Consider the following 18,898-nt stretch of genomic DNA (forward strand, 5'->3'; position numbering starts at 1 on the left):
GAAGCTGACACCGCATCAGGGGCACCACATGCGATTGATCCCACTGGCTATCACGACTTTGCTGCTGACACCGGCGCTCACCGCCTGCGACCCCGCCAAGGGCGGCGCCGAAGCCCCGCCGCGCGCCACCGACACCGCGCCCTCGCCGACGCAGACCTCGCTGATCGCGGTTCCGATCAACGCCGACATCAGCCCGCTCAAGCGCGAACTGGAACGCGCGATCCCGCGGACGCTGTGGACAATCGACCGCCACGAAAAGGCGTGCGTCCCGCCGCAGCGGGTCAAGGTTTTCGGCAGGAAGGTCAAGGTCACCCCCGCCATCCCCTGCACGATCGTCGGGCAGGTCACGCGCGGGCCGCTCAAGTTTCGCGGCGAAGGCAATGAAATCGTCGTCGATGTGCCGATCAATGCGCGCATCAGCGCGCGCGACGTCGGCGGGGTGCTCAAGGGCGAGACCGCGACCGGATCGGCGCTCGTTCACGCGCGCATCCGGCTCGACCTCGCCGCGAACTGGCGCATGCAGGGCAAGGCGCGCATCGCCTATGGCTGGACCAGTGCGCCTGGCATCGACTTCCTCGGCAAGCGCATCACCTTCACCGACGAAGCCGATGCCAGGCTCAAACCCGTGGTCGCAGGCATCGAGCGCGAGGTGAACCGCGAGATCGTAAAGATCGATCTGCGCCGTCAGGCGGCCGACATCTGGCGACAGAGCTTCACCGCGCTCGAACTCAACCATCAGAACCCGCCGGTGTGGATGCGCGTCACGCCGCAGCGCATCCTTTACGGCGGCTACCATCTCGACGGCCAGCGGCTGCGGCTCGATCTCGGGATCGAAGGGCTCACCGAAACCTTCGTCGGGGACCGGCCGGCCGCCCCCGACCCGACGCCGCTGCCCGCGCTGGTCCGCAAGACGCCGCGTCCGCATCTCGACATCCGCGTTCCCGTCGTCGCGGACTATGCGCCGTTGCAGCCGGTGATCGACCGCGCGCTCGCCAAGCGCGCGACGCGTCCCTTCGTACTGCCCAAGATCGGCCCGATGATGGTCAAGTTCGGCCCGTCGACCGTCTATGGAGCCCCCGGCGGCCGCGTCGCTGTGGGCGTCGACGTCGATGCCCGGCTGGAAGCGCGCACCGGCAAGCCGACGCACGGGCGGATCTGGATGACCGCGATCCCGGTCAATGCGCCCGGGTCGGCCGAAATCCGCTTCACCGATCTCGTGATCAACGGCGACACCGACGGCGTCGCGGGCGACGTGCTCATCCTGATCGGGCGCAGCGAGGAATTCGCACCGCTAATCGCCGAGGCGCTGACCCAGAATTTCGCGCGCGACCTCGCCGAACTGCAGGGCAAGATCCGCCGCGCAGTCGACGAGCGGCGCGAGGGGCCCTTCGTCATCCGCACCCATGTCGACGGTTTCGAGACCGGCGCGATCCGGGCCTATGGCAACGGCCTCTACCTGCCGGTGCGGATGACCGGCGGCGCGCGTGTCGATTACCGCCCGACGAGGTGAAACGGGACAGCCCGGCTATCGCCGGATGAAATCCATCGTCCAGTTCACTTCCCAGCTGGCGCCGCCATCGGCCGACATCGCCTGCTCCCAGCGCGGCGATGCGCTGTCGGTGCGGCTCCAGATGAAGCGCAACCGGATCGGCCGCCCGTCGAGCGTGTCGTCGGCGTAAAAATGCCCGACGCCATCCGCAAACCGGCCGATGACCGGGACGTCCAGACTGTGCGGGCTGCGGGCATCGAGCCACCAGATCGCCCAGCTCTTTCGGGCGGGATCGAAGGAACGCAGCGCGATCGCCCGGTAGGTTCCGCCGGGGATATGGAGGATATTGTCTTCGACATTGCCATCGCCGCCCAGAATCGGGCGCATGTCGCAAAGCCCGTAGAACTCTTCCCAATCATCACAGCCGACCAGCCGCGCTTTCAGGCGGCGATGCCGCACCCGCCAGCTGCCGATCTGGAAATCGAAATCACCCGCCATGACCGGTTCTCCGCTATCGCATCGACCGACATGTTCTTATTATGTTCTCACTCGAACACAACCCCGCTCGGGTCAGAAAAGGCGGGTGAGCGCGTAGAAGAGCGCCGCGACGACCGCGCTGGCGGGGATGGTGATGAACCACGCCGCGACGACGTTGCTCGCGACACCCCAGCGCACCGCGCTCGCGCGGCGCGCAACGCCGGCGCCGATGATGCTGCCGGTGATCGTGTGCGTCGTCGACACCGGAATACCGAGCAGGCTCGCGGTGAAGACCATGATCGAGCCGCCGGTCGACGCCGCAAAACCCTGATGATGCGACAGCTTGGTGATGCGCCCGCCCATCGTTTCGATGATCTTCCACCCGCCCGACAGCGTACCGAGCGCGATGGCGATATAGCAGGCGAATGCCACCCAGTGCGGAACATGGAACTCGCCCGACAGATATCCGGTCGAGTAGAGCAGCACCGCGATGATCCCCATCGTCTTTTGCGCGTCGTTGAGCCCGTGGCTCAGCGAATAGGCCGCGGAAGAGAAGAGGTGGAGCGTGCGGAAGGTCCGCTCCGCGAATTTCGCACTCGCGCGGCGCAGCGCCCAGCTGCTCAGCAGCATGACCAGCATCGCGAGCAGCATGCCGAGCATCGGCGACAGAAAGATCGCGATCACCGTCTTGTTGAGGCCGGTCCACTGGATGCCCTCGAACCCGGCATGCGCGACGCCTGCACCGACGATGCCGCCGACCAGCGCGTGGCTCGACGACGAGGGAATGCCCTTGAGCCAGGTCACGACGTTCCAGAACATCGCCCCGACCAGCGCACCAAAGACGACCGCGGGCGTCACCAGATCCTTGTCGATCAACCCCGCGCCGATCGTCTCGGCGACCTTGTGCAGCGCCGGAAAGGCAAGGCTCAGGAAATAGGCGGCGAAGTTGAAGAAGGCGGCAAAGATCACCGCCTGGACGGGCTTGAGCAGCCGCGTCGCGACGACGGTCGCGATGCTGTTCGCCGCATCGTGCAGTCCGTTGAGGAAATCGAACGCCAGCGCCAGGATGACGAGGCCGACGAGCAGGGGAAAGGCGATTTCGTGCATGGTGGACGCCCCCGCTTATGCGTGGTCGATGACCAGACCGTCGATTTCGTTGGCGACGTCCTCGAACCGGTCGACGACGGTTTCGAGATGGCGGTAAAGCTCGCGCCGGATGATGAATTGCGTCGTGTCGGTCGCGCCGATTTCACGGAACAGGCGCTTGAGTCCCGCCGCGTGAATCTCGTCGGCATGCCCTTCCATGCGGACCAGCCGCTCGGTCAGTTCGTGCAGCCGCGGCCCGTTGGCACCGATGTTGCGGAGCAGGGGCAGCGCCTCGGCGGTGAGCCGCGCGGCGTCGACGATGATCCCCGCGATGTCGCGCATCTCGGGCTCGAATTCGGTGACGTCGTACAGGTCGACCGCGCCCGCGGTCTTCTGCATCTCGTCGATCGCATCGTCCATCGACGCGATCAGGTCGGTGATCGCGCTGCGATCGAACGGCGTCAGGAAGGTCCGGCGCACCGTCTGCAGCACTTCGCGGGTGATCGCGTCGGCGTCATGCTCGCGCTCGATGATTTCCTGGATATGGTCGGCCATGCCGTTGCCGCCCTGCAGCAGGCGCGACAGCGCATTCGCCCCGGCGACGAGGGTCGCGGCGTGGCTTTCGAACAGTTCGAAGAAATTGCCCTGTCGCGGCAGCAAGCGCTGGAACCATGCGAACATGCGGTTGACCCCTGTTTTTTCGGCAACATTGAAAACGACCCCGTCCGGCCGCGCGGCGGCGCGGAAACCGCTGTCGCCGAACGATCGGATCAAGGCTTGCAGATCGGGCTCCTCCACCGCAGCCGCGGCGGCGTGGAACGGAAACCACTGGCGGTCACGCTCGCCGTCTTCCTTCCATTCGGGAAGCTCGTTGGTGACCGCGAGCGGGAACACTTCGACGTCGAGCATCACCGCGGCGCCATTGGCGCGGCGCTTGCGATACTGGTAGCTGCCGATCGGCGTCGGACAGACCGCGCCGATCACCCCCGCCTCTTCCTCGGCCTCGATCGCGGCGGCGGCGTGGCGGGTCATGCCGGTCAGCGGATTGCCCTTCGGGATCACCCAGCGCCTGGTCTCGCGCGAGGTGATGAGCAGGATTTCGGTCGGGCCATCCTGTGCGGGGCCGCCGAATCGGTAGGGAAGGACCGCAATTTGACGCATTTTATCAGTCCTTTCCTATGCTTGGCCCGGCGCGCTCGCCGATGCGTGACAAATCGGTTTCGCCCCTATGACATTAATGTGACAGCAGCAAGCGGAGCCGCCTTCCCCGCCCGCTTTCCGTTAACGTCAATTCGATTGCAAAATGCAACGTGGTGCGTAAGCTGCATCCTAAAGATATATGGGAGACGAAATCATGGCAGGTACCGCGACCATGGAGCGCACGGGAAGCAACGCGGCCGCGCCGGTCGATCAGGACGTGCTGATCGTCGGCGCCGGCATCTCGGGCATCGGCATGGCGGTGCATCTGCAGATGAACTGCCCCGACCGCAGCTTCGGCATCGCCGAACGCCGCGCCGACCTTGGCGGCACATGGGACCTGTTCCGCTACCCCGGCATCCGATCGGACAGCGACATGCACACGCTGGGCTTCGTCTTCGAGCCGTGGAAGCATGAAAAATCGATCGCCGACGGCCCCGCGATTCTCGACTATCTCAACCGCATCGTCGACGAGCGCGGCATCCGCGAGCGTATCCGCTTCGATCGCAAGGTCGTCGGCGCCGACTGGGACAGCGCCGACGCCCGCTGGACCGTGACGATGGAGGACAGCCAGGGGACGCAATCGACGACGACCGCGCGCTGGCTCTATCTCGGTGCGGGCTACTATGACTATGACGAGCCCTTCGATGCCAATTTCGCCGGCCGGGCCGATTTCCAAGGACAGATTTTGCACCCGCAGTTCTGGCCGAAGGACCTCGACTACAAGGGCAAGAAGGTCGTCGTGATCGGTTCGGGCGCGACCGCGGTGACCATTGTTCCGTCGATGGCAAAGGAGGCGGGGCACGTGACGATGCTCCAGCGCACCCCGACCTGGTACGCGATCCGTCCCGCCAAGGACGGCTTCGCCAATTTCCTGCGCAAGATCCTGCCCGAGGAACTCGCCTACAAGATCACCCGCTTCAAGAATGTGAAGCTGCAGGACATCGTCTTCAAAAAGGCCCGCGACAAGCCCCAGAAGGTCAAGGATTTCCTGACCAAGAAGGTCAAGGCCGCGCTCGGCGACCGCTATGACGAAAAGGCCTTCACCCCGCCCTACAATCCGTGGGAACAGCGGCTGTGCCTCGTCCCCGACGCCGACTTCTTCGAGGCGATGAAAGCCGACAAGGCGTCGGTCGTGACCGACCATATCGAGCGCTTCGACGCGACCGGCATCCAGCTCAAGTCGGGCCAGCACCTCGACGCCGACATCATCGTCACCGCGACCGGGCTCAAGCTGGCGGTCGCAGGAAAGATACCGGTTCGCGTCGACGGCGATCCCGTCGATTGGAGCGAGCATTTCTATTACAAGGCGTGCATGTTTTCGAACGTCCCGAACTTCTCGGCGGTGTTCGGCTATCTGAACGCCAGCTGGACGCTGCGCGCCGACATCGTGTCCGAATATGTCTGCCGCGTGCTCAATCACATGCGGGCGACGGGAACCGAGATCGCGCTCCCGCTGCTCGAGGATCCGTCGACCCTGACCGAGGAGAATATCTTCGACTTCTCGTCGGGCTATATCCAGCGGTCGCTGCACATCATGCCGAAAAGCGCGGTCGCGCTGCCCTGGCGGCTCAGCCAGAATTACATCCAGGATCGCATCGACATGCGCACCGGCGCGATCGACGACGGCGTGCTGGCATTCGGCAAGCCCCACGTCGCCGAAACGGCGCCGGCCCTCGAGGCGGCCGAGTAATCAGGCGAGCGGCGGCGTAGCGGCCTTTCGGGCCCGGCTACGCCGCACCAGCCAGAACACCAATCCGCCGATTGCCAGCAGCACGGCTGCACCGACCGCTGCGATCACCTTCACCCCGGTTTCATATTGTTCGGCAAAGCGCAGGGCGTCAGGCTTGGTCGCGCTGCCCAGAACATTCCACGAGGTGATCTGCGTCGGCCCGCCATTCTCGGCGAAGAAGCGCAGCGACACCGTCGTCCATTTGCCCTTGCCCGTGCCGATGACCACGGCCTCTTCCTGCTGCTGCTTCAGCCCGGGTTCGACGTTGGTTTTCCACTGATAGGACGCGAGCTGCCAGGTCGCGCGACCTGCGGGGCATTCGCGCGGCAGCAACGGCGCCGCCTCCGCCGCGGTCCCGGCGATCTCCGGATGCAGCAAACGCGTGTTGGCAACCGGGTCGGTGCAGAAACGCTGCCCGATATCGACAATTTCCTTCTGTCGCTCGGGCGACACCATCTTGTCGAGTGCCGCCTGGTAGCTGCAACCCGAAACCATCAGGACCATCGGCCCCGCCACTCCCGCAACAATCGCGCGCATATTCCCCTCCCCCTCAATTGCCCGGCAATTGCCGCGGATGATGCCGGATTGCGCCAATGGAATCCAGTCCGTCGATGCGCACGTCGGCGGGATGAAAAATCGGGAAAGCGAAGACACATCCAGATTGGTATCAATATATGTGCGGATTAAATCCCGCTCCGCCCCTCAGTATTTACTCCCAACCTTCTCCGTAGTAACTTGAATAAGTTCATGAGGAGGGCGCATCATGGATTTTTCTGAAAGCATATTCCCCGCAAGACAACTTTTTTCGACTACAACAGGATTGATCGCAGCCATGCTGCTCGCCGGGTGCCAGGACAGTGGCTACGGCGAAAAGGGCACAAAGGTCGCCGCGGCAGGCAGCTGTCCCGAAGGTCTGGGCTGGGCCGAAGGGCTCGAAGCCTATCTCGGCCCGACCGCGACGATGCCGACGGCGATGAGCGCGACCGCCGACGACTGCCTGTTCAATCAATGGTCGTGGGAAACCTTTGTCTGGGCCAATGCGCCGATCAACGGCACCCCGCGCTTTCTGACCTGGCGGGTCCCCGATGATCTGCTCGCCAACACCGCCAGGGTCCCGCGCACCTCGCTGCTGCGGCTCGACGCCCATATGAAACCGGTCCCCACGGCGCCGGGCGCAAACAATCAGGACGGGGCGATCGTCGAGGCCGACGGCAGCATGCTTATCGGGCCCAACGGCTATCCGGTCTATGCATCGAGTCATATGACGTCGAACTATTTCGACGTCGTCAAACGCAATCTGATCGCCACCGGCGCCTATGAAAGCAATCCGAACCATGACGATTATTTCTCTCCCGGCGATGCGATCGTCAAAGCCACCTGGTACCGGCTCGCCGACGGCGAAACCGCGCCTGCGGGAGCCTATACGACAAGCGCCGAGGTACCGGTGCTGCAGAATAGCTGCACGGACACCGGCTGCATCGCCGTGCCGAGCGGCCGGTATGAAGTGGCGACGGTTGCGCTCGTCGGCACGCATGTCGTGGGCTATGTCGAGAACCACCCGGAATTCCTGTGGGCGACCTTCGAGCACAAGCTGAATGCGCCAATGTTTGCCGACAACAGCTTCGTCTTTGATGCCAATGCCAGCAACCCGAACCATCATACCTTCTACAAGGCAGGCACGCCCTTTTCGCAGGCGGCGCTGCTGGTGGAGACCAACACCACCCCCGCGACCGTCAGCTTCGATGCGAATACGGGGACGTTCTCGCCGGCGACGCAGATCGTCCAGATGAACCGGACCGGCGGCGACACGCAGCCGAACGGCCCCGCGAACATCGCCGCGATCAACGCCGCATCGCAAAAGGAAGCCGCCAGCTTCCCGAACAATTCGCCGATCCAGAATTACAACCTGATCGGCACGGTGTGGTTCCAGCCGAACCGCTATGTCACGACCAACCCCAACTGGCAGAAGCTGAACCAGACCAACGCGGTCGGCGCGATCAGCCTGATGAACAGCACCGCGGAGACCTTCCTCCAGAGCGCCAAGGGGCAGCAGGGCAACAACTGTTTCGAATGCCACAGCGCGACCAGCTTTTCCTATCAGGGCATCCAGCCGAAGGCTCTGCCCGTGCGCCGTATCGCGATCAGCCACATGGTTGCCATGGGGTCGCCGTATGAAGTGCCGAACAAGCTGCCGGTGAAGGCGGGCGGCACCGCGCCCGCGAAGGCGCCGCCGAAAAAATAGGGCTGCACTGGGCCGCAGTCGATAGCCCCGGAATCCCTAAAAAGGGCTCCGGGGCTAATCCATTCCAGGCACGGCCGCTATGGGGTGGGAAGCAGACGTTGCTTGAGCACGTGACTACTGCAATACCCATCGCACGGACTAGCAGGGTAAGGGGCGTGCGTGGAACGTTATCTCCTCGATGAAGGTGTACTTGATGAGGTTATGATCCGCCGTTGGGCATTCGATCTCGAGGCCGAACTTGTTCAACAAGATGAGGACCTTGTCCTTCATGATTGGAGTTTCGCAGCCACGATTTTGGATTTGGCGGCCGATCCAAGCTGCCCAAAAGCAGAATATCTCCTAGAAATCTGGGACGACTTCACCCGAAACAGTACCGTGCATCAAGTTCCGTCGGATTTGGAAGCGGCACGTCAAGCGCTGTCCTTAGCAGAGGCCTATAAACATCATAGTGGGATAGCGCGTTGGATTGCGGATCAACGAGAGCGCCTAAAGTGTGTTAGTAGAACAGGCCCAACTGATCGAGCGACAGCCCTGTGGATGGCCGACATGATGCTAAATGGTCTGGCACGTTCATGCCCTATCGACATAATCCTCGAAACTGCTGCTGATTTTCTTGTGCAGATGTCGTTTCCTAACCCATCTTACAAGGAATGGCTATTAATCAGCAAGGCGACTGGCGGCCTCCGATACAGTCGTTATTGGCCTGAAGGTGCAGCGGAGCCAAGTTGGTTTGACCCCAAACCACGCCATCGAGCGGGAAGCTAACGTCCGCAACCGGTCGTTTCCTGATATTCGCTCCCGATCGACAGCGAACGACGAAGATGGGGTGGAAAGCGGGCATCAAGCGCGGTAGAATTCGGCAGGCCAAGGATAGCGAAACCGATGGTCACATGTACGGATGGTGAGCCAATTGACCTGCGCGAAACGCGACGTGGAGTGGGACCGTCTTTGGGCGCGCTCGGATGCGTGGGAAAGGGACATTTCCAACCAAACCGAACTTCTATCCGAGGAGACGGACGATAGCTGGGACCTGATCCAGCGTGCCGGCAAGAGAGCCGAAGACGATCCGACAGCTTCTTTCCAGCTATACCTTGAAGCCGCAGAAGGCGGTTCGGCCTGGTCGATGGAAAAAGTCGGGTGCATTACTGGACCGGTACCGGAATCGCGGCCGATCCGGATATGGCCTTGAAATACTATCATCGCGCCATAGGCGCAGGGTCCTGGATGGCTACGCTTTGTTACGCCCGCCTGCTCGCCGAATTAGGACATCATGATGATTGCGAAAGCACCCTGAACGGAGCCGTCGCGTCGGGCTTCGTGCCTGCCTATTTCTGGCTGGGCTGGTGTCGTTACGCGCGTTCGAAGACCCCACGAACATGCCAAAAAGTCCGTCCTTTGATGGAGCATGCTGCCGACCAAGGGCATCCGATGGCAAGACTCTTCCTCGCACGATGGATGGCGCTTGGACATTTGGGTCTACACAACATCCCGCGTGGCTGGATGGCTGTCTTCCGATTGGCGGCGAGCCCTGTCTTCACCGAAAGACGAACCGCGCCCGCCTGATGTCCGCAATCTGTCGGTCCCGGACGCCCCTCGGCAGCAGCCTTCCCACACAGCTTGTCGACAGACGGCTCCCTGGCGCCGACGAACGGCAACAGCGGCGCTTGCCATTGTAACAGTATATCATTACTGACCCGCCGCAGTCGCCCATCACAACAGGAACCCCCTCCCCATGCGCTTGCTTGCTTCTGCCGCCTTTTCCCTCGGGCTGGTCCTTGCCGCCCCCGCCCTTGCGCAGGAGCGCGACGCGCCCGCCGGCGACGACGTGCATGATTCGGGTCCGATCGTCGTCACCGCGCCCTATGTCCGCAGCCTCGACATCCTCGGCAATGTCTCGGTGCTCGAGGGCGAAGAGCTGGCACGCGACATTCGCGGGCAGATCGGCGACACGCTGACGCGCCAGCCGGGCGTGTCGGCGACGAGCTTTGCCCCCGGCGCGTCGCGGCCGGTGCTGCGCGGCTTTTCGGGCGAGCGCGTGCGCGTGCTGACCGACGGCATCGGATCGATCGACGTGTCGAACACCTCCGCCGACCATGCCGTGACGATCGACCCGCTGACCGTCGAACGCATCGAAATCCTGCGCGGCCCCGCGGTGCTGCTGTTCGGCAGCCAGGCGATCGGCGGCGCGGTCAATCTGTTCGACCGCCGGATTCCGCGCAAGGTCCCCGCCGACCATGTCCATATCGACGCGATCGGCGGCTATGCGACCGCCGCGAACGACCGCAACGCCGGCGCCTCGATCGACGTCGCGCTGTCGCCGCAGATCGTCGCGCACCTCGACGGCAGCTGGCGCAAGAGCGGCGACGCGCGCGCGGGCGGCTATGTCTTTGCGCCGGGCATTCGTGGCGACCTGCTCCACCTCGCCGAGCACGAGATCGAGGACGGCCATGCCGACGAGGCGGCCGAACTGACCGCGCAGGCCAATTCGCGCGGCAAGATCGCCAACACCGCGAGCGAGACCTGGACCGCCGCCGGCGGACTGTCGCTGATCAACGACGGCGGCCAGCTCGGCATCTCGCTGAGCTATTTCGACAGCAATTACGGCGTCCCGAGCCGCCCCGACACCGCGCACGACCATGGCGGGGATCATGACGACGACGACCACGGCCACGATCATGGCGAAGGCCCCGTCACCATCGGCCTCAAGCAATGGCGCGCCGACCTGCGCGGCGAGGTCGAGATGGGCGACGGCTTCTTCGACAAGCTGCGCATCCGCGCAGGCTACGCCGATTATGAGCACACCGAATATGAAGGCGACGCGGTCGGCACGGTGTTCACCAACACGGGCGTCGAGGGCCGGCTCGAGCTGGCCCAGAACGAGCGCGGCGGCTGGCGCGGCGCGAGCGGGGTGCAGTACAGCCACCGCGATTTCGACGCGGTCGGCGCCGAGGCGTTCGTGCCGCGCAACCTGACCGACCAGTTCGCGCTGTTCACGCTGCAGGAATGGACCGCCGGCCCGATCGGACTCGAGGCCGCGGGGCGGTTCGAGGCGACCAGCGTACGCGCGCCGACGCTGGGCATCACCCGCAGTTTCGACACATTTTCGGGCGCGCTCGGCGCCACCTATGACCTTGGCGAAACCGTAAAGTTCGGCGTGTCGGTCGCGCGCGCGGTGCGTGCTCCCTCGGCCGAGGAGCTGTTCTCGAACGGCCCGCACATCGCGACGCAGAGCTTCGAGGTCGGCAACCCCGACCTGAAGCGCGAGGCGAGCTGGGGCGCCGAGGCGTCGTTCAAGGTCAAGACCGACGCGTTCAACCTGTCGCTCACCGGCTATTCCAACTGGTTCGACGACTTCATCTATTCGGCCGCGACCGGCGCCGAGGAGGACGGCCTGCCCGTGTTCCGCTATTTCCAGCGCGACGCGCGCGTATGGGGCTTCGAGGCCGAGGCGAGCGCCCGGCTGGCACAGGTCGGCGGTTTCAACATCGTCGGCGACGTCACCGCCGACATGACGCGCGCGACGATCAAGGGCGCCGGGGCCGACCGCAACGTGCCGCGCATCCCGCCGTTGCGCGTGCTGGGCGGGATCGAGGCGCAGGGCGAGCGCGTCGATGCGCGCGTCGAGGTCGAGTGGACCGACGACCAGAAGCGCATCGCCGCTTTCGAGACGCCGACCGACGGCTTCACGCTGGTCAACGCGTCGATCAGCTGGCGTCCGCTACCCGACACGAAGAATCTGACGCTGAGCCTCGCCGCGAACAATATCTTCGACGTCGACGCGCGGCGCCACGCCAGCTTTACCAAGGATTATGTGCCGCTGGCCGGGCGCGACATCCGCATCACCGCGCGGGCGAGCTTCTGACCGCAGCCCGCCAGCCGCCCGGTCCCGGCCGCCGCCGGGCCGGGCGGGCCGGGGGTCAGAAGGGCAGCGCCTTGCGCTTGTTCCAGTAGATCGAGGTCGCCGCGGCGTAGGCGCCGACCTTTTCCCACACCGTCTGGTCGATGGTTTCGATATCGATCCCGGCGTCGGTATAGGCCTGCACGATCGCCCCGATCTGGTCGTCGGTCATGTCGGCCGACAGGTCGGGATTCGCCCCGTCAGGCCCGAAATCGAGCACCTTGTCGACCGGCAGGTTCGAAAGCTTCGACCGGGTAAGCTCACCGATCAACCACTCGCGCGAGATGCGCGCGAGACTATAGTCGAAATAATCGCCCTTCTGCGCGTCGGCGATGCCGTGGCGCCCGATGCAGCCGTCGACGACCGCCGCGAGCCGCTTGAACAGCGCCTCGCGCGACGCATCGTCGCCCGCGCCGGTCATCGCATTGCCGATCGACGCCTTGAGATCGGCGTCGGTCGCCTGCACCACGCAATCGAGCGCCGCGCCTGCCTGTGCCGCGGCGGCGCCCGGAGCGGCGACCAGCAGCAGCGCCGCGCCCGCCAGCAGTGATTTCAGCATCGTCATTCCCTTCCCCGGGACAGCCCCCGGAAATCGCCGTTCGTCAGGACAGCATCGCCATGCCGCCGTTCACGTGCAGCGTCTGGCCGGTGACATAGCCCGCTTCCTTCGACGCCAGATAGACGACCGCGGCGGCGATGTCGCTGCCCTCGCCCATGCGGCCCGCCGGGATGCGCGTGTTGAGCGCCTCCTTCTGCGCGTCGGGCAGCACTTCGGTCATCGCGGTGGCGATGAAACCGGGCGCGACGCAGTTCACGGTGACGCCGCGGCTCGCCAGCTCCTGCGCCAGCGCCTTGGTCATGCCGGTCACGCCTGCCTTCGACGCCGCATAATTGGCCTGCCCCGGATTGCCGGTGGCGCCGACGACGCTGGTGATCGAGATGATGCGCCCGAAGCGCGCTTTCATCATCGGCTTCGCCGCGGCGCGTGCGAGGCGGAAATTGGCCTCGAGGTTGATGCGGATGACATCCGACCATTCGTCGTCCTTCATGCGCAGGATCAGATTGTCGCGCGTGACGCCGGCATTGTTGACGAGGATGTCGAGCTTGCCGCCGAGCGCTTCGACCGCCGCGGGAACGAGCGCGTCGACCGCGGCGCCATCGCCGAGGTCGCACGGCAAGGCGACATGGTCGCCGCCGAGGCTGGCGCGAAAGGCTTCGAGCTTTTCGGCGTTGGAACCCGAAACCGCGAGCCGCGCGCCCTGCGCCGCGAGCGCCTGCGCGATGGCGGACCCGATGCCGCCCGAGGCGCCGGTGACGAGGGCGGTCATGCCGGTGAGGTCGAACATTGATGAGTCTCCCGAAATCTGGATCTTAGAGGGTCTTGAGCAAAGCTTCGACGTCGTCCATCGAAATGACGCTGGTCACTTCGACCTCACCCGACGCGCTGCGCTTGACCATCGGGCCGAGCACCTTGCCGCCGAATTCGACGAACTGGTGGACGCCGATATCCTCCATCGCGCCGACGCTTTCGCGCCAGCGGACGCGACCGGTGACCTGCTGGACGAGCAGGTCGCTGATGGTGTCGGCGTCGCTCACCGGGCTGGCGGTGACGTTCGCGACCACCGGGACCAGCGGCGCGGCAGGCGCGGCGGCGGCGAGCGCCTCGGCCATCGCATCCGCCGCCGCGTGCATCAGCGGGCAGTGGAAGGGCGCCGACACGGGCAGCAGCACGCCGCGCTTGATGCCATAATCCTTGACCAGCGCGACCGCGCGCTCGACCGCGCCCTTATGGCCCGAGATCACGACCTGCGACGGGTCGTTGTCGTTGGCGACGGTGCAGACCTCGCCCTCGGCGGCGGCATCGGCGAGCTTCTGCGCGGTCTCGATATCGGCGCCGAGCAGCGCCGCCATCGCGCCGACACCGACGGGCACCGCCGCCTGCATCGCCTGCCCGCGCGTCTTCAGAAGCCGCGCGGTGGTCGCGAGGTCGAAGGCGCCCGCGGCGCAGAGCGCGCTATATTCGCCGAGGCTGTGGCCCGCGACATAATCGGCCTTGCCCGCAAGCGTCACGCCGCCTTCCTTTTCGAGCACGCGCAGAGTGGCGATCGCGTTCGCCATGATCGCCGGCTGGGCGTTTTCGGTGAGCGTCAGCTGATCCTCGGGACCCTCGCTCATCAGCTTGAAGAGATGCTGGCCGAGCGCCTCGTCGACCTCCTGGAACACCTCGCGCGCGACCGGCGATGCGTCGGCGAGCGCCTTGCCCATACCGACCGACTGGCTGCCCTGACCCGGAAAGATGAATGCGCGCATATTGCGTCCCCTAGCGTTTTTGAATGGGCCGCGCCTATTCGCTCACCCCGCGCGATGCAAGCCGAAGGGCACGACCTTGTTCGCCGCGTCGTGGCCGATGTCGGCGCGGCCGAGGAAGGGAATGCCGGCGCGTGCGCACCAGTCCTGCGCGATCTCCTCCGCGTCCATGCCGAACGGACGGTCGTTTTCGGGAACGTCGCTGACGCGGCCGAGGCGGAGCCCGGCGAGCCCGCGCGGACCAAGATAGCCTGCGACATGAAAGAAGGCGCGGTCGAAGGCGTAGAGATATTCGCTGACCTCCTCGACCAGCAGCACATGCCCCGCAAGGTCGGGTTCGAGCGGGGTGCCAAGCAGCATCGACAGCGTCATCAGGTTGAACGCCGCGTGGCGCGCGCCATGTTCGAGCCCCGGCTCGCACGCCGCGGGATCGCGCGCGACGAGCCAGTCGAGCGCGCGCAATACCGCGGCATCGCCGCCCTCGCGGCGCACGTCGGCGACCATCGGGCCGTGCGCGACATGGTCGAAGCCGTCGCGATAGAGGCAGGCGAGCAGATTGCCCTGGTCCGAATAGCCGAGGAAGGCCTTGCCGCGCGCGGCATCGGTCATCGCCGCGACCGCCGCTTCGGCGATGCGGCACGCGCCATAGCCGCCGCGTGCGAACCAGACCGCGTCGATGTCGGGGCGGTTCGCCATCTCGACCAGCGCCGCGAAGCGATGCCCGTCCTCGCCCGCGAAATGACCGTGCACCGCAAAACATTGCGGGTCGAATTCGAGCTCGACGCCGGGATAGCCCAGACTCGCCAGCGCGCGCACCGCCTCGGCATCGTCGGGGAGAATGGGGGTCGAAGGAGCGACAATTCCGATGCGCATGACCGGCCTATAGATTCCGTTCGTGTCGAGCGAAGTCGAGACACCCCGAGGGCAAGCGCCAAGTCGATGGGCATCTCGACTTCGCTCGATGCGAACGGGAAAGGGAATGTCGCCCTGTGTTGCAAACCCTTCGCCGAGGCCATAACGCCGCGCCATGGCGGAAAACAAATCCTATTTCTTTTGCGGCATCGGCGGGTCGGGCATGCTGCCGCTGGCGATGATCGTCGCGGCGCGCGGCGCGCGGGTTTCGGGGTCGGATCGCAGCCGCGACCAGGGCCGCAGCCCCGAGAAATTCGGCTGGATCGAAGGCCGCGGCATCGCGCTGTTCCCGCAGGACGGCAGCGGCATCGCGGCGGGCCAGACGCTCGTCGCCTCGGCCGCGGTCGAGGACAGCGTGCCCGACGTCGCCGCCGCGAACGCCCTTGCCCTGCCCCGCATGACGCGCGCCGAACTCAACGCCGCGCTGTTCAACAACGCGGCGCAGGCGGTCGGGATCGGCGGCACCAGCGGCAAGTCGACCGTCACCGGCATGATCGGATGGATCCTCGAAAGCCTCGGCCGCAAGCCCACGGTGATGAACGGCGCGGTGATGCGCAATTTCGCCAGCGACGCCATGCCCTTCGCGAGCGCGCTGGTCGGTGATCCGGCGACCTATGTCAGCGAGGTCGACGAGAGCGACGGTTCGATCGCGCTCTACCGCCCCGATGTCGCGGTGGTCACCAACATCAGCCTCGACCACAAGAGCCTCGACGAGCTGCACGCGCTGTTCGGCGATTTCGCGGCAAAGGCGCGCGTCGCGGTGATCAACGCCGACGATCCCGAATCCGCGCCGCTGCTGGCGGGCGGCAATGTGATCCGCTTCGGCTTTTCGGAAGGAGCGGCGGTGCGTGGCAGCGATTTCGAGCCGCTGCCCGACGGGTGCCGCTTCACCGTGCAGTTCGCGGGCACGCAGCGCACGGTGCGGCTGCGCATGCCGGGGCGCCACAATGCGATGAATGCGCTCGCCGCGATCGCCGCCGCGCGCGCGCTCAACATCGCGATCGGGGATTCCGCCGATGCGCTCGCAGGCTTCTCCGGGCTCGCGCGCCGTTACGAAGTGCTGGGACAGGCCGGCGGCATCACGGTCATCGACGATTTCGCGCACAACCCCGACAAGGTCGCAGCGACCCTCGCTGCGGTCGCCGAACTGCCGGGGCGCGCCCTCTTCTTCTTCCAGCCGCACGGCTATGGCCCGCTGCGCCAGATGGGCAAGGAACTGGCGGCGAGCTTTGCCCGCGGAATGCGCGGCAGCGACAAGCTCTATGTGTGCGACCCTGTCTATTTCGGCGGCACCGTCGACCGCAGCACGGGCAGCGAGGCGCTGGTCGCCGACATCGTTGCGGGCGGCGGCGATGCGCTCCACCTGACGACGCGTGCAAACTGCGGCGCTGCGATGCTTGACGAAGCGAAGGCGGGCGACCGCATCCTCATTCTCGGCGCGCGCGACGACACGCTGACCGACTTCGGGCGCGACTTGCTGGAACGGCTCGCCCGCGCTTGATTTTCCCGCGCGAATCTGTATAGGCGCGCCGGATTGGGGCGAGGCTCTGTGCCGTCGCCCCGATTTGCTTTGCACCAGTATCGCAGGGCAGGACGACAGCCGGAGGGGTTTCGCGATTGGCGCGGGACCAGCGATCGGCCAAATCGAAGGAAGCGCTCCATGCCGTTTTACGAGCATGTCTTTATCGCGCGTCAGGACCTGAGCCAGGCTCAGGTCGACGCGCTGGCGGAAACCGTCACCAACGTCATCGGCGAATATAAGGGCCAGGTTCACAAGACCGAAACCTGGGGCCTGAAGCAGCTCGCCTACAAGATCCAGAAGAACCGCAAGGGTCATTATGTGATGTTGTCGGCCGAAGCGCCGGGCGAAGCCGTCGCCGAGATCGAGCGCCAGGCGGCGATCAACGAAGACATCATCCGCTGGATGACCATCAAGGTCGACGAACTCGAAAAGGGTCCGTCGGTGATGATGCGCAAGCAGGAACGTCGTGGCGGCCGTGGCGGCCGTGAACGCGACGGCGAAGAATAAGGATAACGATCATGGCACGACCCTTTTTCCGCCGCCGCAAGACCTGCCCCTTCACCGCGAAGGACGCACCGGTCATCGATTACAAGGACGTCCGCCTGCTCCAGGGTTACCTGTCGGAGCGCGGCAAGATCGTCCCGTCGCGGATCACCGCGGTGTCCACCAAGAAGCAGCGCGAGCTGGCGAAGGCGATCAAGCGCGCCCGCCATATCGGCCTGCTCCCCTACATCGTGAAGTAAGGAGGGCGGAACGATGGAAATCATCCTGCTCGAACGTATCGAGAAACTGGGCGGTATCGGCGACGTCGTCACCGTCAAGAACGGCTTTGCCCGCAACTATCTGTTGCCCAACAACAAGGCGCTGCGCGCGAACGAAGCCAACAAGAAGCTGTTCGAAGCCAACCGGTCAAAGATCGAGGCCGACAACGCCGAACGCCGCACCGCCGCCGAAGGCCGTTCGAAGGACATCGACGGCAAGCAGGTCGTCCTGATCCGTCAGGCGTCGAACACCGGCCAGCTGTACGGTTCGGTTTCGGTGCGCGACATCGTCGACGCGCTGGTCGAGGACGGCGCCGCCGTCACCAAGGCGATGGTCGAGCTCGAGCGCCCGATCAAGTCGCTCGGCCTGTTCGACGTCAAGGTCAAGCTGCACCCCGAGGTCATCGTGACCGTCAGCGTCAACGTCGCGCGTTCGCCCGACGAGGCCGAAATGCAGAAGCAGGGCATCGACGTCATCGCCGCGATGTTCGAGGAAGAACAGGCCGAAGCGGTTGCGTCGGCGCTGGAACCCGACAGCGAAGACGAATATGAAGAGGGCACGCCCCCTTCGGACGTCGCTGCTGCGGACGCCGAGGGCGAAGAAGCCTGATCGCTTCCCGCTCGCGAGAGACAGAAAAGGCTCCGGAACATCGTTCCGGAGCCTTTTTCTTTCGACTGCTGCAAGCTTGCAAGGCGGGTTTGGGGTGGGAAGCGGATCCCGACCATTTCCGGTCGTCATTCCGGCGAAAGCCGGGATCTCACCGGTTCATCATGGCTTGTGGGCGGGATCCCGGCTTTCGCCAGGATGACGGAAAATGACCAACGCCAGCCCTCCCTGCGCGCCCGCGAAAGCCGGGGCCCAGTGCAGGAACACGCCGGGTTCGTGCCGGCATTCCGGACCCCGGCTTTCGCCGGGGTGCACATCTCTAGCGGCGACTAACGGTCGTTTGCCGTCATTCCATCCGTCCTCTCGGACTTGAAGGGGATTCGTCCCTGCAACGCAGCGACAAGGAACCCCGTATCAAATCCCGGGTAACAACAAGAGACGGCCCCGACCGGCCGGAACCCGCCGTCTCGCCTCAATCGACATGCTCGGGTTTGCCCTTGGTCGAACCGCGGGCGAAATCCTCAAGCTGTTTTTCGGTCATACTCCGGACCATTTCCTTCGACGCGCCCTTGAGCTTCGACTTGGGCGTATCGCCGCGCTTGGCGCTCAGTGCGGCTCCGGCGGCTTTCTGCTGGGCTTTGGACCTGGCTGGCATCGGCTTTCTCCTG

The 18,898-nt window shown here is 65.1% G+C and carries 19 protein-coding genes; 10 read left to right on the forward strand and 9 right to left on the reverse strand.

What is annotated here, in order from left to right:
* Window positions 1-28: 28 nt before the first annotated feature.
* On the forward strand, window positions 29-1,510 hold the full coding sequence (locus EAO27_RS11675; RefSeq protein ID WP_242769748.1) for a DUF4403 family protein: 1,482 nt from the start codon (window positions 29-31) through the stop codon (window positions 1,508-1,510).
* Between the two features lie 15 nt (window positions 1,511-1,525).
* On the opposite strand, the gene EAO27_RS11680 is transcribed toward EAO27_RS11675, so the two are convergent.
* From EAO27_RS11680 to EAO27_RS11690, 3 genes are all read right to left on the reverse strand, one after another.
* Window positions 1,526-1,987 carry a DUF1579 domain-containing protein gene (locus tag EAO27_RS11680; RefSeq protein WP_242769750.1) on the reverse strand — a complete coding sequence of 154 codons (462 nt, stop codon included), beginning with the start codon at window positions 1,985-1,987 and terminating at the stop codon, window positions 1,526-1,528.
* Between the two features lie 72 nt (window positions 1,988-2,059).
* The gene (locus EAO27_RS11685; protein ID WP_242769752.1) at window positions 2,060-3,073 is read right to left on the reverse strand and encodes an inorganic phosphate transporter; all 1,014 of its coding nucleotides are present in this window, start codon (window positions 3,071-3,073) and stop codon (window positions 2,060-2,062) included.
* A gap of 15 nt (window positions 3,074-3,088) precedes the next feature.
* Entirely contained in the window at window positions 3,089-4,213 is a 1,125-nt protein-coding gene (locus EAO27_RS11690) for a DUF47 family protein (RefSeq protein WP_242769754.1), read from the reverse strand.
* A 193-nt stretch (window positions 4,214-4,406) separates the two neighbouring features.
* Here EAO27_RS11690 and EAO27_RS11695 point away from each other — a divergent pair, with 193 nt between their 5' ends.
* Entirely contained in the window at window positions 4,407-5,942 is a 1,536-nt protein-coding gene (locus EAO27_RS11695; RefSeq protein ID WP_242769756.1) for an NAD(P)/FAD-dependent oxidoreductase, read from the forward strand.
* On the opposite strand, the gene EAO27_RS11700 is transcribed toward EAO27_RS11695, so the two are convergent.
* Window positions 5,943-6,518 carry a hypothetical protein gene (locus EAO27_RS11700; RefSeq protein ID WP_242769758.1) on the reverse strand — a complete coding sequence of 192 codons (576 nt, stop codon included), beginning with the start codon at window positions 6,516-6,518 and terminating at the stop codon, window positions 5,943-5,945.
* Between the two features lie 295 nt (window positions 6,519-6,813).
* Between EAO27_RS11700 and EAO27_RS11705 the strand changes: the two genes are divergently transcribed.
* The 4 genes from EAO27_RS11705 to EAO27_RS11720 all read left to right on the forward strand — a co-directional run bounded on the left by EAO27_RS11705 (window position 6,814) and on the right by EAO27_RS11720 (window position 12,085).
* Window positions 6,814-8,223, forward strand: a complete 1,410-nt coding sequence (locus EAO27_RS11705; protein WP_242769760.1) for a hypothetical protein — start codon at window positions 6,814-6,816, stop codon at window positions 8,221-8,223.
* A gap of 159 nt (window positions 8,224-8,382) precedes the next feature.
* Complete coding sequence (locus tag EAO27_RS11710) at window positions 8,383-8,988, forward strand: hypothetical protein (protein WP_242769762.1); 606 nt, start codon at window positions 8,383-8,385, stop codon at window positions 8,986-8,988.
* A 372-nt stretch (window positions 8,989-9,360) separates the two neighbouring features.
* A complete protein-coding gene (locus EAO27_RS11715; RefSeq protein ID WP_242769763.1) occupies window positions 9,361-9,786 on the forward strand; it encodes a hypothetical protein in 426 nt (141 codons plus the stop codon).
* Window positions 9,787-9,955: 169 nt separating this feature from the next.
* Entirely contained in the window at window positions 9,956-12,085 is a 2,130-nt protein-coding gene (locus tag EAO27_RS11720; RefSeq protein WP_242769765.1) for a TonB-dependent receptor, read from the forward strand.
* Window positions 12,086-12,140: 55 nt separating this feature from the next.
* Here the strand turns inward: EAO27_RS11720 and EAO27_RS11725 are convergent, their stop codons facing one another.
* The 4 genes from EAO27_RS11725 to EAO27_RS11740 are packed head-to-tail and all read right to left on the reverse strand — an operon-like array spanning window position 12,141 to window position 15,301.
* Entirely contained in the window at window positions 12,141-12,680 is a 540-nt protein-coding gene (locus tag EAO27_RS11725; protein ID WP_242769767.1) for a hypothetical protein, read from the reverse strand.
* A gap of 43 nt (window positions 12,681-12,723) precedes the next feature.
* A complete protein-coding gene (fabG, locus tag EAO27_RS11730) occupies window positions 12,724-13,467 on the reverse strand; it encodes a 3-oxoacyl-[acyl-carrier-protein] reductase (RefSeq protein WP_242769769.1) in 744 nt (247 codons plus the stop codon).
* Window positions 13,468-13,492: 25 nt separating this feature from the next.
* Complete coding sequence (gene fabD / locus EAO27_RS11735) at window positions 13,493-14,431, reverse strand: ACP S-malonyltransferase (RefSeq protein ID WP_242769771.1); 939 nt, start codon at window positions 14,429-14,431, stop codon at window positions 13,493-13,495.
* A 42-nt stretch (window positions 14,432-14,473) separates the two neighbouring features.
* Complete coding sequence (locus EAO27_RS11740; protein ID WP_242769773.1) at window positions 14,474-15,301, reverse strand: LD-carboxypeptidase; 828 nt, start codon at window positions 15,299-15,301, stop codon at window positions 14,474-14,476.
* Window positions 15,302-15,455: 154 nt separating this feature from the next.
* Between EAO27_RS11740 and EAO27_RS11745 the strand changes: the two genes are divergently transcribed.
* The 4 genes from EAO27_RS11745 to rplI all read left to right on the forward strand — a co-directional run bounded on the left by EAO27_RS11745 (window position 15,456) and on the right by rplI (window position 18,233).
* Window positions 15,456-16,841 carry a Mur ligase family protein gene (locus EAO27_RS11745; RefSeq protein WP_242769775.1) on the forward strand — a complete coding sequence of 462 codons (1,386 nt, stop codon included), beginning with the start codon at window positions 15,456-15,458 and terminating at the stop codon, window positions 16,839-16,841.
* Window positions 16,842-17,000: 159 nt separating this feature from the next.
* Entirely contained in the window at window positions 17,001-17,369 is a 369-nt protein-coding gene (rpsF, locus tag EAO27_RS11750; RefSeq protein ID WP_242769777.1) for a 30S ribosomal protein S6, read from the forward strand.
* Between the two features lie 11 nt (window positions 17,370-17,380).
* Window positions 17,381-17,605 carry a 30S ribosomal protein S18 gene (rpsR, locus tag EAO27_RS11755; RefSeq protein WP_194955021.1) on the forward strand — a complete coding sequence of 75 codons (225 nt, stop codon included), beginning with the start codon at window positions 17,381-17,383 and terminating at the stop codon, window positions 17,603-17,605.
* A 13-nt stretch (window positions 17,606-17,618) separates the two neighbouring features.
* Entirely contained in the window at window positions 17,619-18,233 is a 615-nt protein-coding gene (gene rplI, locus EAO27_RS11760; RefSeq protein ID WP_242769780.1) for a 50S ribosomal protein L9, read from the forward strand.
* A 469-nt stretch (window positions 18,234-18,702) separates the two neighbouring features.
* Here the strand turns inward: rplI and EAO27_RS11765 are convergent, their stop codons facing one another.
* Window positions 18,703-18,885, reverse strand: a complete 183-nt coding sequence (locus EAO27_RS11765) for a DUF3008 family protein (protein ID WP_242769782.1) — start codon at window positions 18,883-18,885, stop codon at window positions 18,703-18,705.
* Window positions 18,886-18,898: the final 13 nt, after the last annotated feature.

This window comes from Sphingopyxis sp. YF1 (genome assembly GCF_022701295.1).
Classification (GTDB): domain Bacteria; phylum Pseudomonadota; class Alphaproteobacteria; order Sphingomonadales; family Sphingomonadaceae; genus Sphingopyxis.

Excerpts from the sequence above, each read along its gene's own strand:
- EAO27_RS11690 (WP_242769754.1), bottom strand. The coding sequence starts at position 4,213 with ATGCGTCAAATTGCGGTCCTTCCCTACCGATTCGGCGGCCCCGCACAG.
- EAO27_RS11745 (WP_242769775.1), top strand. The coding sequence starts at position 15,456 with ATGGCGGAAAACAAATCCTATTTCTTTTGCGGCATCGGCGGGTCGGGC.
- fabD (WP_242769771.1), bottom strand. The coding sequence starts at position 14,431 with ATGCGCGCATTCATCTTTCCGGGTCAGGGCAGCCAGTCGGTCGGTATG.
- rpsF (WP_242769777.1), top strand. The coding sequence starts at position 17,001 with ATGCCGTTTTACGAGCATGTCTTTATCGCGCGTCAGGACCTGAGCCAG.
- EAO27_RS11720 (WP_242769765.1), top strand. The coding sequence starts at position 9,956 with ATGCGCTTGCTTGCTTCTGCCGCCTTTTCCCTCGGGCTGGTCCTTGCC.
- EAO27_RS11680 (WP_242769750.1), bottom strand. The coding sequence starts at position 1,987 with ATGGCGGGTGATTTCGATTTCCAGATCGGCAGCTGGCGGGTGCGGCAT.
- EAO27_RS11725 (WP_242769767.1), bottom strand. The coding sequence starts at position 12,680 with ATGCTGAAATCACTGCTGGCGGGCGCGGCGCTGCTGCTGGTCGCCGCT.
- EAO27_RS11740 (WP_242769773.1), bottom strand. The coding sequence starts at position 15,301 with ATGCGCATCGGAATTGTCGCTCCTTCGACCCCCATTCTCCCCGACGAT.
- fabG (WP_242769769.1), bottom strand. The coding sequence starts at position 13,467 with ATGTTCGACCTCACCGGCATGACCGCCCTCGTCACCGGCGCCTCGGGC.
- EAO27_RS11675 (WP_242769748.1), top strand. The coding sequence starts at position 29 with ATGCGATTGATCCCACTGGCTATCACGACTTTGCTGCTGACACCGGCG.
- rpsR (WP_194955021.1), top strand. The coding sequence starts at position 17,381 with ATGGCACGACCCTTTTTCCGCCGCCGCAAGACCTGCCCCTTCACCGCG.
- EAO27_RS11685 (WP_242769752.1), bottom strand. The coding sequence starts at position 3,073 with ATGCACGAAATCGCCTTTCCCCTGCTCGTCGGCCTCGTCATCCTGGCG.
- EAO27_RS11705 (WP_242769760.1), top strand. The coding sequence starts at position 6,814 with ATGCTGCTCGCCGGGTGCCAGGACAGTGGCTACGGCGAAAAGGGCACA.
- EAO27_RS11695 (WP_242769756.1), top strand. The coding sequence starts at position 4,407 with ATGGCAGGTACCGCGACCATGGAGCGCACGGGAAGCAACGCGGCCGCG.
- EAO27_RS11765 (WP_242769782.1), bottom strand. The coding sequence starts at position 18,885 with ATGCCAGCCAGGTCCAAAGCCCAGCAGAAAGCCGCCGGAGCCGCACTG.
- EAO27_RS11700 (WP_242769758.1), bottom strand. The coding sequence starts at position 6,518 with ATGCGCGCGATTGTTGCGGGAGTGGCGGGGCCGATGGTCCTGATGGTT.
- rplI (WP_242769780.1), top strand. The coding sequence starts at position 17,619 with ATGGAAATCATCCTGCTCGAACGTATCGAGAAACTGGGCGGTATCGGC.